Origin of the sequence: Kineococcus auxinigenes (assembly GCF_050871525.1) — a bacterium.
Taxonomy (GTDB): Bacteria; Actinomycetota; Actinomycetes; order Actinomycetales; family Kineococcaceae; genus Kineococcus.
In genome coordinates this window covers 1-13,578 of record NZ_JBKBCT010000095.1, presented here as the reverse complement: position 1 = coordinate 13,578, position 13,578 = coordinate 1, and the positions used below count along the sequence as shown (strand labels likewise).

Genomic DNA, 13,578 nt, shown 5'->3' with positions numbered 1-13,578 from the left:
GGGTGTGCGCGGCGCCCGGGGGGCCCGCGCACCCCCGCCCCCCCCCCCCCCCCCCCCCCCCGGGGGCGGGCCCCCCCCCCCCCCCCCCCCCCGCCGGGCACCGGCGCACGGCTGGGTAGGGTCCGGGCGTGCTCACAGCCCGCTCCGCCCCCACCGCACCCGTGCGCCGGTCACCGCGGCCCGCGACCGCCCCGCGCACCCCCCGGCAGCCCCGCGCGGGAGCCGCCGCGTGAGCATGGGTCTGCTCGAGGGGGCCGTGCTCGGTCTCGTGCAGGGCCTGACGGAGTTCCTCCCGATCTCCTCCAGCGCCCACCTGGCGATCGTCGGCACCCTCATCGGCACCGACGACCCGGGCGCGGCGTTCACCGCCATCAGCCAGCTGGGCACCGAGGCGGCCGTCGTCCTGTACTTCCGCCGCGACATCGCCCGCATCGTCAGCCGGTGGGCGCTGTCCCTGACCGGGCGGGTGCCGCGCTCGGACCCGGACGCGCGGATGGGCTGGCTGGTCATCCTGGGCTCGATCCCCATCGGCGTGCTGGGCCTGGTCTTCAAGGACCAGATCGAGACGGTGCTGCGCGGCTTCGTCCTCATCGGCACCACCCTGTGGGTGTTCGCCCTGCTGCTCCTGGCGGCCGACCGCCTCGGCCGCAAGGAACGCACCCTGGACCGCCTCACCTGGGGGCACGGCCTGCTGTTCGGCCTGGCGCAGGCGCTGGCGCTGATCCCCGGGGTCTCGCGCTCTGGCGGCACCATCACGATGGGCCTGCTGCTGGGCTACACCCGCGAGGCCGCGGCCCGGTACTCCTTCCTGCTGGCCATCCCCGCCGTGGTGGCCTCCGGCTTCTTCCAGCTCTACGACGAGGTCAGCGCGGGCGCGGCCCTGGCGTGGGGGCCGACGGTGCTGGCCACCGTCGTCGCGTTCGCCGTCGGCTACGCCGTCATCGCCTGGCTCATGCGGTTCATCTCCACGCACAGCTACACCGTGTTCGTCGTCTACCGCACCGCGCTGGCGGTCGTGGTGTACGCGCTGGTCGCCGCCGGCACCCTGCCGGCCTGGAACGACATCGCCGCCGGCTGACCCGTGTCCCGCGCGCAGAACCGCGCGCGACGGGGTCCTACAACCAGCCGGAGCGCTTGAACGCGCGGTGCAGCAGCACGCACGCGCCCACCATGAGCAGCAGGCACATCGGGTACCCCAGCCGCCAGTCCAGCTCCGGCATGTGTTCGAAGTTCATCCCGTACACCCCGGCGATGAGGGTGGGCACCGCGAACATCGCCGCCCACGCCGAGATCTTGCGCGAGTCGTCGTTCTGCTGCACCGACACCTGCGCCAGGTGGGCGTTGAGGATGTCGGTGAGCAGGCGGTCGTAGCCCTCCACGTGCTCCACGGTGCGCACCAGGGTGTCCACCACGTCACGCAGCTCGAACAGCGCCTGCTCGCCCCGCCCGTCGCCGCCGGTGCCGGCACCGACGGCGGTGCCGCCCACGAGGCGCCCGGCCTCGCCGCGCTCCAGCAGCTGCTTCAGCGGCGCCACCAGCGGCGCCGCGGCCCGCCGCGCCTCCAGCACCTCCCGCTTGAGGTTGTAGATGCGCTCGGCGTCGGGGGAGCGCTGGGGGGAGAAGACCCGCTGCTCCATCTCGGTCACGTCCCGCTCCAGCTCGTCGTCCACGGTGGTGTAGTGGTCCACGACGTGCTCCAGCGCGGCGTGCAGCACCGCCGCGGTGCCCTGGCGCAACCGCTCCGGCTCGGCCTGCAGGCGCTCGCGCACCGGGGCCAGGGACCCCGCCGTCCCGCGGCGCACGCTCACCACGAACCTCTCGGCGACGAAGAGCATCACCTCACCGGTCTCGACCGCCGAGCGGTCCTCGTAGTACTCCAGCGTCTTCAGCACCACGAACAGGTCGTCGCCGTAGTGCTCCACCTTCGGGCGCTGGTGCCCCTCCAGCGCGTCCTCCACCGCCAGCGGGTGCAGGTCCAGCGCCGAGGCCACCCGCGCCAGCTCCTCCTCGCCCGGGTCGGCCAGCTCCAGCCACAAGAACCCCTCGACCTGCTGCAGGCAGGAGCCCAGGGCGGCGCCGAGGTCCTGCACCTCGCCGCGCCGGCCGTCCGCGTAGGTCGCCACGTCCACGATCACCGCGCCATCGTGCCGTGGCCGGGCCCTGCGCGCCCGTGCGGGGCCCGCGGGGAGCGGCGGAGCGGGGGCCTACGCTGAGCGCCGTGCCGACCCTGCTGCTCGTCCGCCACGGCCGCACCACCGCCAACACCGCCGGGGTGCTGGCCGGCTGGACGCCGGGGGTGCGGCTGGACGAGCACGGCGAGCAGCAGGCCGCCGCGCTGGCCGCGCGGCTGGCGCCGCTGCCGCTGGCCGCCGTGGTCACCTCCCCGCTGGAGCGCTGCCGGCAGACCGCCGAGGCGCTGGGCGCCGTGCCCGGCCCCGACGGGCAGCGCCCGGCCGCGGTGGTCGAGGACCGGCTGGGGGAGGTGCGCTACGGCGACTGGACCGGGCGCGAGCTGAAGGCCCTGGCCAAGGAGCCCCTGTGGAAGACCGTGCAGGCCCACCCCTCGGCGGCCGTCTTCCCCGGCGCCGACGGCGAGGGTCTGGCCGCGATGCAGCACCGGGCGGTCGCCGCGGTGCGCGAGCACGACGCCCGCGTGGCCGCCGAGCACGGCGAGGACGCCGTGTGGGTGGCCGTCACCCACGGCGACGTCATCAAGGCGCTGCTGGCCGACGCCCTGGGCATGCACCTGGACCTGTTCCAGCGCCTGGCCGCCGACCCCTGCTCGGTGTCGGTGGTGCGCTACGCGCCGCTGCGCCCCTTCGTGCTGCGCACCAACGACTCCGGCGGCGACCTGGCCGGCTTCGCCCCGCGCCGCCGCGGGCGCCGGCGCCCGGCGCGCACCGCACCCTCCTCCGACGCCGTCGTCGGCGGCGGCGCCGGCGCCTGAGCGGCGCCCCGGCGGGTGCCGGGCGGGCACCCGCGCCGGGCGGCGCTAGGGTCGCACCATGCCGGTCTTCGACTACGACCCGCCGGAGCGGTTCGTCGCAGGAACCGTCGGCGAACCCGGTGCCCGCACCTTCTTCCTGCAGGCGCGCGCCGGCGCTCGTCTGACGTCGGTGGCGCTGGAGAAGGCGCAGGTGGCCGCGCTCGCCGAGCGGGTGGGCGAGCTGCTGGACGAGATCGTGCGCCGCTCCGGCGGCCAGGCCCCCGTGCCGGCCCTGCCGCCCTCCGGCAGCGAGGACACCGCCCCGCTGGACGTGCCCATCGAGGAGGAGTTCCGCGTCGGCACGATGAGCCTGGCCTGGGACTCCGAGCGGCAGGTCGTCGTCATCGAGTGCTTCGAGGTCGACGACGAGGACGTCGAGGCGCCGCTGGAGCCGGACCCCGCCCGCAACGTGCTGCGCGTCTCCCTCGACGGCGCCGGCGCGCGCGCCTTCTCCCAGCGCGCCACCGCCCTGGTCGCCGCCGGCCGCCCGCCGTGCCCGTTCTGCGCCGGCCCGCTGGACCCCGGCGGCCACGTGTGCCCGCGCGCGAACGGCTACCGGCGCTGAGCGCCTCCGCGCACGGGCCCGCACCCGGCGCGTTCGCCGGCGTCGCCGAGGCCGAGGCGCTGGCGCGGCTGGCCACCGGCGAGCTGCAGGTGCGCGGGCGCCTGGCCGACGCCTCCAACGCCACCCTGTACTGCGTGCTCGCCGACGGCGCGGGGCAGCTGGCGTGCGTGTACAAGCCGGTCGCCGGCGAGCGCCCCCTGTGGGACTTCCCCGACGACACCCTCGCCCGCCGGGAGGTCGCCTCGTACGCGGTCTCGGCCGCCACCGGCTGGGACGTGGTGCCACCCACCGTCTTCCGCGACGGCCCGCTCGGGCCGGGCAGCGTGCAGCTGTGGCTGCAGGCCCCGCCCGAGGTGGACGAGCCCGACGGCACCGACGTGGACGACGACGTGGACGACGACGTGGACGACGACGCCGAGGTGGTCGTGCTGCCGCAGCCCGGCGCCGGCCTGATCGACATCACCGCTCCCCGCGAGCTCGCCCCGGGATGGCTGCCGGTGCTGCACGCCGAGGACCACGCCGGGCGCCCGGTGGTCCTGGCCCACGCCGACGACCTGCGCCTGCGGCGCATCGCCGTGCTGGACGCCGTGCTGAACAACGCCGACCGCAAGGGCGGGCACGTGCTGCCCGGCTGGCACGGCGCCGTGCACGGCGTGGACCACGGCCTGACCTTCCACGCCGAACCCAAGCTGCGCACCGTGCTGTGGGGCTGGAGCGGCGAGCGCCTGCTGGCCGACGAGCGCGAGGTGCTCGGCCGGTTGCGGGCGGACCTGCACGAGCGGCTCGGCGAGGTCCTGTCCGACCTGCTCAGCGTGGAGGAGGTCGTGGCGACCCTCGAGCGCGTCGAGCACCTGCTGGCCGGCGACCGCCTGCCCCGCCGGCGCGGGCAGCGCACCATCCCCTGGCCGCCGTTCTGACCCCGCGCTGCGACCCCGCCCCCCGCCTCGACCCCCGCCCGCGCCGCGCCCCCTGCCGCCCGGCCCGTCGACGGCGCGGGTAGGTTCGGCCCGTGCGTTCCTGGCCGGCCCCCGACCCCTCCACCCTGCCCGGCACCGCCCCCGGTGCCGCCGCGCTGCCGGGCCGCGGCCCGCGGGTGCACCTGCACGACTCCAGCACCGGCCGCCTGCAGCCCGCCGGCCCCGCGGAAGGCACCGCGACGCTGTACGTGTGCGGCATCACCCCCTACGACGCCACCCACCTCGGCCACGCCAACACCTACGTCGCCTTCGACCTGCTGCAGCGGGCCTGGCGCGATGCCGGCCTGTCCGTCACCTACGTGCAGAACGTCACCGACGTCGACGACCCGCTGCTCGAGCGGGCCACGGCCACCGGCGTGGACTGGGCCGAGCTGGCCGCCTCCCAGGTGGAGCTGTTCCGCCAGGACATGGCCGCCCTGTCGGTGATCCCCCCGCAGCAGTACCTCGGCGTGGTCGAGGCCGTGGACCTCGTCTCGGCGGCCGTGCGCGACCTGCTGGACGCCGGAGCCGCCTACCGCGTGCCCGGCACCGGCGGCGACCCCGACGGCGACGTCTACTTCCCCGTCGCGTCCGACCCCGCCTTCGGCGAGGTCTCCCACCTGGACCGAGCGCACATGCTGGCCCTGTCCGCCGAGCGCGGCGGCGACCCGGACCGCCCCGGCAAGCGCGACCCGCTGGACCCGCTGCTGTGGCGGGTGCAGCGCGAGGGGGAACCCGGCTGGGACGCCGGCGAGCTCGGCCGCGGCCGCCCCGGCTGGCACGTGGAGTGCACCGCCATCGCCCTGGCCCACCTGGGCACCCCCGTGGACGTGCAGGCCGGCGGCAGCGACCTGCTCTTCCCCCACCACGAGATGGGCGCCGCCCACGCCCACGTCCTGCGCCCGGACGCCACCCCCTTCGCCCGCCTGTACGCGCACTCCGGCATGGTCGCCCTCGACGGCGAGAAGATGAGCAAGTCCAAGGGCAACCTCGAGCTCGTCTCGCGCCTGCGCGCCGCCGGCGAGGACCCCGCCGCGGTGCGCCTGGCGATCGTGGCGCACCACTGGCGCAGCGACTGGGAGTGGACCGGCGCCGTGCTCGACGAGGCCCGCGAGCGCCTGGCCCGCTGGTCGCGCGCCGCGGCCCTGCCCGCCGCCCCCGACGCCGCACCCGTGCTGGCGCAGGTGCGCGAGCGCCTGGCCGACGACCTCGACGCCCCCGGCGCCGTGGCCGCCGTGGACGCCTGGGCCGACGCGGCGCTCGCGGGCACCGGGGCGCACGCCGGGGCCGACGCGGGCGCACCGGACCTGGTGCGCCGCACGGTCACCGCGCTGCTGGGCGTGCGGCTGCCCTGATGCCGCGCTACGACCGCGAGGAGGTGGCGCGCCGCGCCGGGCACGCCACCTGGAACGAGGCCGTGCGGGCCACCGCCCACCTGAGCCAGCAGGAGGCCGGCCGGGTCCTCGGCGTCAGCCACCCCACGGTGCGCGCCTGGCGCGCCGAGCTCGGCTTGGGCGTGGCCGCCGCCCGCCCCTCGGGCGAGCAGCTGAAGGCGGCCTTCCAGACCGACGCGGGCGATCCGCGGCACGGTACGGCCAACGGGTACCGCAACCTCGGCTGCCGCTGCCCGGCGTGCACGGCGGCGTGGACGCACTACCAGCGCACCCGCCGCACCGGCCCCGCCTGAATCCCGCGCCCGGCCTGAGCCGACCGTCAGCCCTGCTGGCGCTGGGCGATCTCCTGCTGCACCACCGAGCCGAGCCGCTGCAGCTGCCCGGTGCCCAGCTGGCGCACCTCGCCCTCCAGGCGCTGCAGCACGTGCGGATCCTCCGCCACGCGCTCGGAGCTCTGCAGCAGCACGGTGCCGGCGCCGGTGAAGTCGTACTGGCGCTCCTCGCCGGAACGGGTGCCGAACAGCGCCCCGCGCGCGGCGCCGAGGAAGTGCCCCATCCACCCGGCGTCGAAGTGCTGCGCGGGGGCGGGGCAGTCGGCCCAGCCCACCAGCGCCTCGGGGTCCACCCGCACCGGCGGCTCCACGAAGATCACCGGCCCGGAGGAGCTGGCGAGGAACTTGCCCGTGCCCAGCAGGGTGAGGAACCCCGGGATGATGGACTCCTTCAGCTCCAGCCCGGCGTCGAAGGCCAGCAGGTTCGCCGCCCGCACGGTGAGGTTGCCCTCGTCCAGGTCGTAGGAGTTGATGTCGTAGCCGCGGTCGCCCAGGATCACGTGCCCCTGCCCGGTCGCCACCACCCAGTCGCGGCTGTACAGCGGCGAGGAGAAGCGCTCGGCGACCATCGAGCCCAGCGACGTCGCCGTCAGCGGCTCGAAGCGGATCGTGCCGCCCCCGGCGGGGTAGTAGGCGATCATGCGGCCGGTCTGCACGAACAGCGGCCCGGTCAGGCGCACGCAGTACGCGTACGCGTTGCCGGGCAGGTTGTCGTGCTCCGGCAGGGTGGCCGGCTCCAGCGGTTCGACGCTCACAGCTTCTCCTCCGACGCCTGCACGTGCACGGTGCCCTGCCCGGACACCCTCAGCTGCACCGCTTCCCCCGAGCCGCGGCCCACCGCGTCGCGCCAGGACACCGCGGCGCTGACCTCCACGCGCAGGTCGCCCACGTGCGCGACGTACGCCTGCGGGTCCACCACGACCTGCCGGCCGCCGGTGACCGGCAGCGCGAACGTGCCGCCGTGCGAGAGGACCGCGACCGACCCGCGCCCGGACAGCTGGGTGGTGAACATCCCCTGCCCGGTCACGGCGCCGCGCACCGCGCCGCGCAGGCCGCCCTGCTGCCCCAGGAACACCACCGAGCTGGACAGCGCCGCGTCGTGCGCCAGCAGCCGGTCGGCCTCCACCGACAGCGGTTGGGAACCGTCCAGCTCCAGCACGGTGACGTGGTGGCCGCGGAAGCCGTAGTGCACCGTGCCGGAGCCCTCGGCGACCATCAGCGCCACCGCCTCGCCCTGCATCCCGCGGGCCAGCGCCGAGGCGATCCCGCCGCCGTAGGCGCCGGCACCGGGGCCGCCGGTCACGGGGGAGAAGGTGACCCGGCCGGTGGTGGCGAGCATCGCCCCGCGCCGGGCCAGGACCTCCCGGCCGGGCACGACCTGCGCCAGCACCACCTTGGAGGTGACCGTGGTGAATGTCATCAGCGCTCCTCCGGCTGGATGAACACGGTGCCGCGCCCCTCGAAGCGCAGCGAGAACGCCTCCCCGGAGGACTCCCCGATCAGGTTGCGCCAGGACACGTCCGTGACGAACGACTGCGAGACGTCGCCCAGGCAGCCGATGTAGGCGTCCGGGTCGACCACGAGGGGCTGCTGCGGCGTCACCCGCAGCGCGATCGGCGGCCCGCCCAGCGAGATCAGCGCCACCTGCCCGTGCCCGGTGACGCTGGTGGTGAACAGTCCCTGCCCGCTGGAGGCGCCCTGCAGGCCGGTGAAGACCACGTCGGTGCGCAGCCCGCCGGACAGGCACAGCAGGCTCTCGGACTCCGCCTTGAGCACGTCCCCGGCCAGGTCCAGCACCAGCACGTGCCCGGCGTCGACCGCCAGGTGCACGCTGCCGCGGCCGGCGACCTCCATCAGGGGCAGCGACTCGCCGGTGACCCGCTGCTTGAACGCCGCCCGCAGGCCGCCACCACCGCCGGATCCGGCGTGCTTGAAGCTCACCTCGCCCTCGTAGGCGACCATCGAGCCGGTCCGCGCGCGCACCGGGCCCCCCGCACCGTCCAGGTCCACCACCAGGACCCGCGGCGTCTGCAGCCGCCAGCTCACCCGCTCGCCCCCTCCAGCCCGGTGCCCGGGACCGCGTGCCCCGGGCTCGGGTCCCATCATGGCCCGCCGGTGATCAGCGTGTCAGGGGGGAGGGGCGTTCAGACCGCCCAGCCGGGCTGCGGCGACCACGTGCGCGGCGCCTTGGGGCTGGGCCCGTGCCTGTTCGCGCCGGGCGCGGAGTCCAGCAGCGTGAACACGAACAGCACGACGCTCAAGAGGGGCAGCGCCCCGACCAGCACCCACCAGCCGGAGCGGCCGGTGTCGTGCACGCGCCGCACCGTCACCGCCAGCGAGGGCAGCAGCACCACCACGTAGCCGGCCATGAGCACCAGGCTGAACACCGTCCCGGCGACCGACTGCACCGCCTCGCCACCCACGGCGCCGCTCACGCTCGCCAGGACGGCGCCCACCACGCCCACGCCCAGGTAGGCCAGCGCGATCGCCAGCTGGAACCACCAGTACTCCGAGCGGCGGGCCCGGCCGCTGAAGGTGGCGTACTGGCGCAGCACGGAGGACAGGGCCGAGGAGAAGCTCACCGCACCACGGTGGCGGCTCGCCGGGCCCGGACGCCGGCGCGCAGCAGCGCCACCACCCGCGCGGGTCAGCGGCGCCACCCGCGCGGCTCAGCCCCGGCGCGGGCCCTCGTCGCGGCGCGGCGGGTCGTCGCGCCGGCGCAGGTAGCGCTCGAACTCCCGGGCGATGGCCTCACCGCTGGCCTCGGGCAGCTCGGCGGTGTCCTTGGCCTCCTCCAGCTGCTGCACGTACTCGGCGATCTCGCTGTCCTCCCCGGCCAGCTCGTCCACCCCGCGCTCCCACGCCCGGGCGTCCTCGGGCAGGTCCCCCAGGGGGATGGCGACGTTCAGCAGCTCCTCCACGCGGTGCAGCAGCGCCAGGGTGCCCTTGGGCGAGGGCGGCTGGCCCACGTAGTGCGGCACCGCTGCCCACAGCGACACCGAGGGGATGCCCGCGCGCGCCACCGCGTCCTGCACCACCCCCACGATGCCGGTGGGGCCCTCGTAGCGGGACGGCTCGATGTCCAGCTTCTCCACCAGGTCGGGGTCCTCGCTGCTGCTGGTCACCGGCAGCGGGCGGGTGTGCGGCACGTCGGCCAGCAGCGCCCCCAGCGTCAGCACCAGCCCGGCGCCGGCCGCGCGGGCGTGCTCGACGACCTCGGCGGCGTAGGTGCGCCAGCGCATCGACGGCTCGATGCCCCGCACCAGCAGCACGTCGCGCGAGGCGTCGGGCAGGCGTGCGTACGAGACCCGGGTGGTCGGCCACGTCAGGCGGCGCCGGCCGTCCTCGTCGTAGTGCACGGTCGGCCGGTTCACCTGGAAGTCGTGGTACTCCTCGGGGTCGAACTCGGCCAGGTCGGTGGCCCCCCACACCTCGTGCAGGTGCGCGACCGCCTGGCTGGCCGCCTCCCCGGCGTCGTTCCAGCCCTCGAAGGCCGCGATCACCACGGGGTCGCGCAGCACCGGCGCCGCCGGCCTCGCGTCGTCAGGCTGCTCAAGCACCCCCCAACCCTAGACTCACGACCCGATGCCCACCGACACGCCGATCCCCGACCCGCCGAACCCCGATCCGCGCGGCTCCGCCCGGCAGGACCCCGCCCCGCAGCGCCCCGCACTGCCCGCCGCCGTCCTGTGGGACATGGACGGCACGCTGGTCGACACCGAACCGCACTGGATCGCCGCCGAGCACGCCCTCATGGCCCGCCACGGGGCGAGCTGGTCGCACGAGCAGGCCCTGCAGCTCGTCGGCAGCGCCCTGCCGGACTCCGGGCGCCTGCTGGCCGCGCACCTGGCCGCCGAGGCCGGCGTGCACCTGGACCCGGACGCCATCGTGGCCGAGCTGATCGGCGAGGTCGTCCACCAGGTCTCCGCGAGCGTGGTCTGGCGACCCGGGGCGCTGCAGCTGCTGCGCGAGCTGGGCGCCCTGGGCGTGCCGTGCGCGCTGGTGACGATGTCGTACCGCTCCCTGGCCGGCACCGTGGCGGCCCTGGTGCCCGGCGCCTTCACGGTCGTCGTGGCCGGTGACGAGGTGGCGCGCGGCAAACCCGCCCCCGACCCGTACCTGCGCGCCGCGCACCTGCTGGGCGTGGACCCGGCCCGCTGCGTGGTGCTGGAGGACTCCGCACCCGGCGTGGCCTCCGGGGAGGCCGCCGGCGCCCGGGTGATCGCCTGCCCGCACATGGTGCCCATCCCGCCCGCCCCGGGCCGCAGCCGCGTGGCCTCCCTGGCCGAGCTGGACGCCGCCGCCCTGGGGCGCGTGGCCGCCGGGCACGTCGTGGACTCCCTGGCCGACTCCCCGGCCACCCGTCCCGCGCGGGGTGCGTAGACCACCGGCCGGCGCTCGCGGGCCGCTGCGCGCGGGCGGTCGTGACGCCGCGAGCAGGTCGTGTCAGCGGGCCCAGGCGGAGCGCGGACCGCTCGCTGCGGTCGGCCGGCTCGTGCCGCCGGCATCGGCGATCATGCGCACGAGGGGATCGACCTGACGGCCCACCGCTCGATCGGCCGCGACCTTGGCCTTGGCGACCTCGACCTGCCGACGAGTGACCGTGATCTTCTTCTTGGGCATCGTCCGCCTCCTCGTCCAGGTCCCCAGTGTGGTCTCCACGACCTCGATGTCCACGGCGGGCAGCTCGCCGCGGCCCTGCCAGGCCGAGCGCAGCTCGGCCAGCGGCAGCCCCAGCTCCTCCTGAGCCATCTCGTCGAGCATGTTGTACGCCAGGCGGCTGAGGTTCGGCTCCTTGAGCATGGCGCGCAGCACCCTCAGCCCGACGCGCTGATCGCGGGCGTCGTCGCTGCGCGCCAGTTCCCACGCGTCGGTGATGCGGGTGACGGCCTTGTCCTGCCGTTCCTCCTCCAGAGCGGCGATGGCCACGTCGCGGTCGGCGTCGGCGGTCCTCCTGGCCGTGTTCGCCGGCCGCACCGCAGCCAGGTAGCCCAGTGCGCCCGTGATCGAGGCGCCGCCCAGCGCCCCCACGAGACCGACGAGCACGGGATCCACGAGCGGCACCGCAGGGCAATGCCGTCGCTGCACAGCGAGGGGAACCGCCGCCTCGCCGGTCACGGTTTCCCGGGTGGGCGTGGCACCGGGGAGCCGTGATCCGTGGGCGGCGGTCCAGAACCGCGTTCCGCGGAGCACGGCCGGCCGTGGTCGTGACCGCGTCGCTGATCGGGGCACGGGCGAGTCCGGCGCCCATCTCCAGCCGCGCTCGGGGCCGACCGCGACACCCAGGAGGGAGCCGGCCGTGCACAGGACGAGGGGGACCGCGCGGGCCAGCAGAGCCATCTCCACCCACCCGCTGCGCGGGCGAGCACGTCGCTCATCGTGCCGCAGCGTCCACCCGGCCATCGTCAGGACCGCAACGTCGCCAGGCTGGTCGGGACCGCCCGTATCGCGGGATGGGCGGACGCACCGCGCGCTGGTCCCTACGGTGGTGACGTGGAGCGACAGCGGTCTCGTGCGTGGCAGGTGGCGGAGCGCCTACGGCTTGTCGAGGAGCCCGGTCTTCGTCCGGTGGGCAGCCGAGCATGGTGGCGTCGCTTGGCGTTCGCTCTTGGTGTGGGCCTCGGGGCCAACATCCTCATCCGCGCCTCCGACCTCTTCGGCTGAGCTGCCGCGCGCTCATCGCGGGATGACCGTGAACTCTTGAGAACGCCAGCTCTTGCCGCTGCGGGCCCGTCACAGCTGACGAGCCCGCAGCCGACTCACGCGCGGTCAGCCAGACGAGCCCGTAGCCGGTAGCTCCACGCTCCGACGGCCCCGGCAGCGGTGAAGCCCGCGCCCGCCCAGAAGGCGCTGGCGGTGCCGTGGACGTCGATGAGCACACCTGCCCCGGCAGTGCCGAGGGAGGCGCCGAGGTTGGTAGCGGTGTTCACCCACGTCGTCGCCTCCGACCCGCCATCCAGGGCGCTGAACCGGTCCGCGGCGGTGTAGACCACCACCGCCACAGGCGCACTGGCCGCCCCCACCACCACCAGCGTCACCGTCAACCAAGCCAACCCCGGCACCAGCGCCGCGACGGCGGCCGCGATCGAGGTCAGCGCGGCCAGCGCAGCGAGCACGCTCCACGGCGAGGCCTCGCTGAGGCGACGTCCATGGGCGGTGCCGACCAGGTGCCCCCACCCCAGCCCACCGACAGCAGCCGAGAGCGAGAGGACCGCCAGCAGCAGCCCGGACGCCGCTGCGCTGGCTTGCTGCTGCCCGCAGGCCACGACGGCGACCTCGAGCGGGTCGTTACCGAGCCCGATGGCGAAGGTGAAGACCAGCAGGACGGCGTACCCAGGCCGCGTCAAGGGCCCCAGCACCCGGCGCAGACGTGCCGCCGGTGCGGCGTCAGGGCGCGGTCCGGCCTGGTCGCCGGGAGCAGGGGTGCCCACCTGGACTGCCGGTGCGTCCGACCGCTGCTCGCCGGGGTGCTCAGGGGCACTTCGGGCAGGGCGGGTCAGCAGAGGTGAGGTCGCCAGGACGAGCGAGCCCGGCAGGTGCGCGGCGGCCGTGGAGGCCAGCGCGGTGGCGGGGGTGGCGGCGTGGGCCAGGGCGGCGGCTAGAACCGGCCCGGCGGCGAAGAGTCCGGACTCCACCACCGCGTCGAGGCTGTAGGCGCGTTGCCGTGCTGCCGGGCCGAGGGTCAGCCGGGCCCACACCGCGCGCGTGGTCGGCCCGATGGGTGGGGCGACCAGCCCGGCCACGCCCGCGCCGGCGAGGTAGACCAGTGGGGAGGTCACCGTGCTGCCGGCGGCGACTGCCAGGCCCGTCAGCGCGAGAGCCAGGAGGGTGCTGAGCAGGGGCAGGAGGCGGCGTGGCCCGTTGGTGTCGAGCAGGCGCGCCTTGGCGGGCATGGTGAAGCTGGTGATGCCGTAGACGCCCAGGGCGGTACCGGCCGCGGCGTAGGAGCCGGTGGCTGCTTGCACGGTCAGCAGCTGGGACAGCACCAGGGTGGCGTAGGAGAGGCGAGCGAGGGTGGCGGCGCTGAAGACCAGCCACACTCCGGGCAGGGCCAGGAACGCGCGGTACCTCACCACCGGGTCAGGGTGGGACAAGGGGAATCTCCATCAGGGCAGCCCGAGCGCGACCAGCACCGGGTGCTCCACGGCACGTCACGGGTGACTGGTCGTCTCGACGAAGGTCGGGTGGCTCGTGCGCGCAGTGCACGCAAGGCCCCGACTTAGAGCGACCGGCAGTAGGCACGTCACTTGAGCCGGCGGGTGGTGGGGCGCCCGGGCCAGCGGTAGCGGTCACGGGCCTCGTTGATGAGGCGTCGTAGGACGGTGAGGGCGGCGGCGAGGTGGGT

At 75.7% G+C, this 13,578-nt stretch carries 15 protein-coding genes and 1 pseudogene; 7 read left to right on the top strand and 9 right to left on the bottom strand.

All coding sequences use genetic code 11. The features are described 5' to 3' along the window. The first annotated feature begins 235 nt into the window (after positions 1 to 235). Positions 236 to 1,078 (top strand): undecaprenyl-diphosphate phosphatase, encoded by an 843-nt coding sequence (locus ACRYR9_RS18180; protein WP_432498576.1) that lies wholly within the window; start codon positions 236 to 238, stop codon positions 1,076 to 1,078. A gap of 37 nt (positions 1,079 to 1,115) precedes the next feature. On the opposite strand, the gene ACRYR9_RS18175 is transcribed toward ACRYR9_RS18180, so the two are convergent. Continuing rightward, positions 1,116 to 2,135 carry a magnesium and cobalt transport protein CorA gene (locus ACRYR9_RS18175; protein WP_432498573.1) on the bottom strand — a complete coding sequence of 340 codons (1,020 nt, stop codon included), beginning with the start codon at positions 2,133 to 2,135 and terminating at the stop codon, positions 1,116 to 1,118. Positions 2,136 to 2,218: 83 nt separating this feature from the next. Here ACRYR9_RS18175 and ACRYR9_RS18170 point away from each other — a divergent pair, with 83 nt between their 5' ends. From ACRYR9_RS18170 to ACRYR9_RS18150, 5 genes are all read left to right on the top strand, one after another. Further along, positions 2,219 to 2,947 carry a histidine phosphatase family protein gene (locus ACRYR9_RS18170; protein WP_432498566.1) on the top strand — a complete coding sequence of 243 codons (729 nt, stop codon included), beginning with the start codon at positions 2,219 to 2,221 and terminating at the stop codon, positions 2,945 to 2,947. Between the two features lie 58 nt (positions 2,948 to 3,005). Continuing rightward, on the top strand, positions 3,006 to 3,551 hold the full coding sequence (locus ACRYR9_RS18165) for a DUF3090 domain-containing protein (RefSeq protein WP_432498563.1): 546 nt from the start codon (positions 3,006 to 3,008) through the stop codon (positions 3,549 to 3,551). Then, the gene (locus ACRYR9_RS18160; protein ID WP_432498561.1) at positions 3,521 to 4,468 is read left to right on the top strand and encodes an SCO1664 family protein; all 948 of its coding nucleotides are present in this window, start codon (positions 3,521 to 3,523) and stop codon (positions 4,466 to 4,468) included. Before ACRYR9_RS18165 ends, ACRYR9_RS18160 begins: the two co-directional genes overlap by 31 nt. Positions 4,469 to 4,560: 92 nt before the next feature. Further along, positions 4,561 to 5,862 carry a cysteine--1-D-myo-inosityl 2-amino-2-deoxy-alpha-D-glucopyranoside ligase gene (gene mshC / locus ACRYR9_RS18155; RefSeq protein WP_432498559.1) on the top strand — a complete coding sequence of 434 codons (1,302 nt, stop codon included), beginning with the start codon at positions 4,561 to 4,563 and terminating at the stop codon, positions 5,860 to 5,862. Beyond that, a complete protein-coding gene (locus tag ACRYR9_RS18150; RefSeq protein WP_432498556.1) occupies positions 5,862 to 6,194 on the top strand; it encodes a helix-turn-helix domain-containing protein in 333 nt (110 codons plus the stop codon). The genes mshC and ACRYR9_RS18150 overlap by 1 nt, the downstream gene beginning before the upstream one ends. A 26-nt stretch (positions 6,195 to 6,220) precedes the next feature. Here the strand turns inward: ACRYR9_RS18150 and ACRYR9_RS18145 are convergent, their stop codons facing one another. The 5 genes from ACRYR9_RS18145 to ACRYR9_RS18125 form a co-directional block, all read right to left on the bottom strand. Next, a complete protein-coding gene (locus tag ACRYR9_RS18145) occupies positions 6,221 to 6,988 on the bottom strand; it encodes an AIM24 family protein (RefSeq protein WP_432498553.1) in 768 nt (255 codons plus the stop codon). Continuing rightward, entirely contained in the window at positions 6,985 to 7,653 is a 669-nt protein-coding gene (locus ACRYR9_RS18140) for an AIM24 family protein (RefSeq protein ID WP_432498550.1), read from the bottom strand. Before ACRYR9_RS18140 ends, ACRYR9_RS18145 begins: the two co-directional genes overlap by 4 nt. Further along, positions 7,653 to 8,279 (bottom strand): AIM24 family protein, encoded by a 627-nt coding sequence (locus ACRYR9_RS18135; protein ID WP_432498548.1) that lies wholly within the window; start codon positions 8,277 to 8,279, stop codon positions 7,653 to 7,655. Before ACRYR9_RS18135 ends, ACRYR9_RS18140 begins: the two co-directional genes overlap by 1 nt. Before the next feature lie 98 nt (positions 8,280 to 8,377). Next, complete coding sequence (locus ACRYR9_RS18130; protein WP_432498546.1) at positions 8,378 to 8,815, bottom strand: DUF805 domain-containing protein; 438 nt, start codon at positions 8,813 to 8,815, stop codon at positions 8,378 to 8,380. Between the two features lie 87 nt (positions 8,816 to 8,902). Continuing rightward, the gene (locus ACRYR9_RS18125) at positions 8,903 to 9,793 is read right to left on the bottom strand and encodes a PAC2 family protein (RefSeq protein ID WP_432498543.1); all 891 of its coding nucleotides are present in this window, start codon (positions 9,791 to 9,793) and stop codon (positions 8,903 to 8,905) included. 25 nt (positions 9,794 to 9,818) lie between these two features. On the opposite strand from ACRYR9_RS18125, the gene ACRYR9_RS18120 reads away from it, so the two are divergent. Further along, positions 9,819 to 10,616: an HAD family hydrolase gene (locus ACRYR9_RS18120; RefSeq protein WP_432498541.1), complete on the top strand. Its 798-nt coding sequence runs from the start codon at positions 9,819 to 9,821 to the stop codon at positions 10,614 to 10,616. A gap of 63 nt (positions 10,617 to 10,679) precedes the next feature. On the opposite strand, the gene ACRYR9_RS18115 is transcribed toward ACRYR9_RS18120, so the two are convergent. The 3 genes and pseudogenes from ACRYR9_RS18115 to ACRYR9_RS18105 form a co-directional block, all read right to left on the bottom strand. Further along, the gene (locus ACRYR9_RS18115) at positions 10,680 to 11,279 is read right to left on the bottom strand and encodes a hypothetical protein (RefSeq protein WP_432498539.1); all 600 of its coding nucleotides are present in this window, start codon (positions 11,277 to 11,279) and stop codon (positions 10,680 to 10,682) included. A gap of 713 nt (positions 11,280 to 11,992) precedes the next feature. Then, positions 11,993 to 13,309 carry an MFS transporter gene (locus ACRYR9_RS18110; RefSeq protein WP_432498537.1) on the bottom strand — a complete coding sequence of 439 codons (1,317 nt, stop codon included), beginning with the start codon at positions 13,307 to 13,309 and terminating at the stop codon, positions 11,993 to 11,995. A 167-nt stretch (positions 13,310 to 13,476) separates the two neighbouring features. Further along, positions 13,477 to 13,578: pseudogene (locus ACRYR9_RS18105) on the bottom strand (IS5/IS1182 family transposase); the annotation flags it as partial.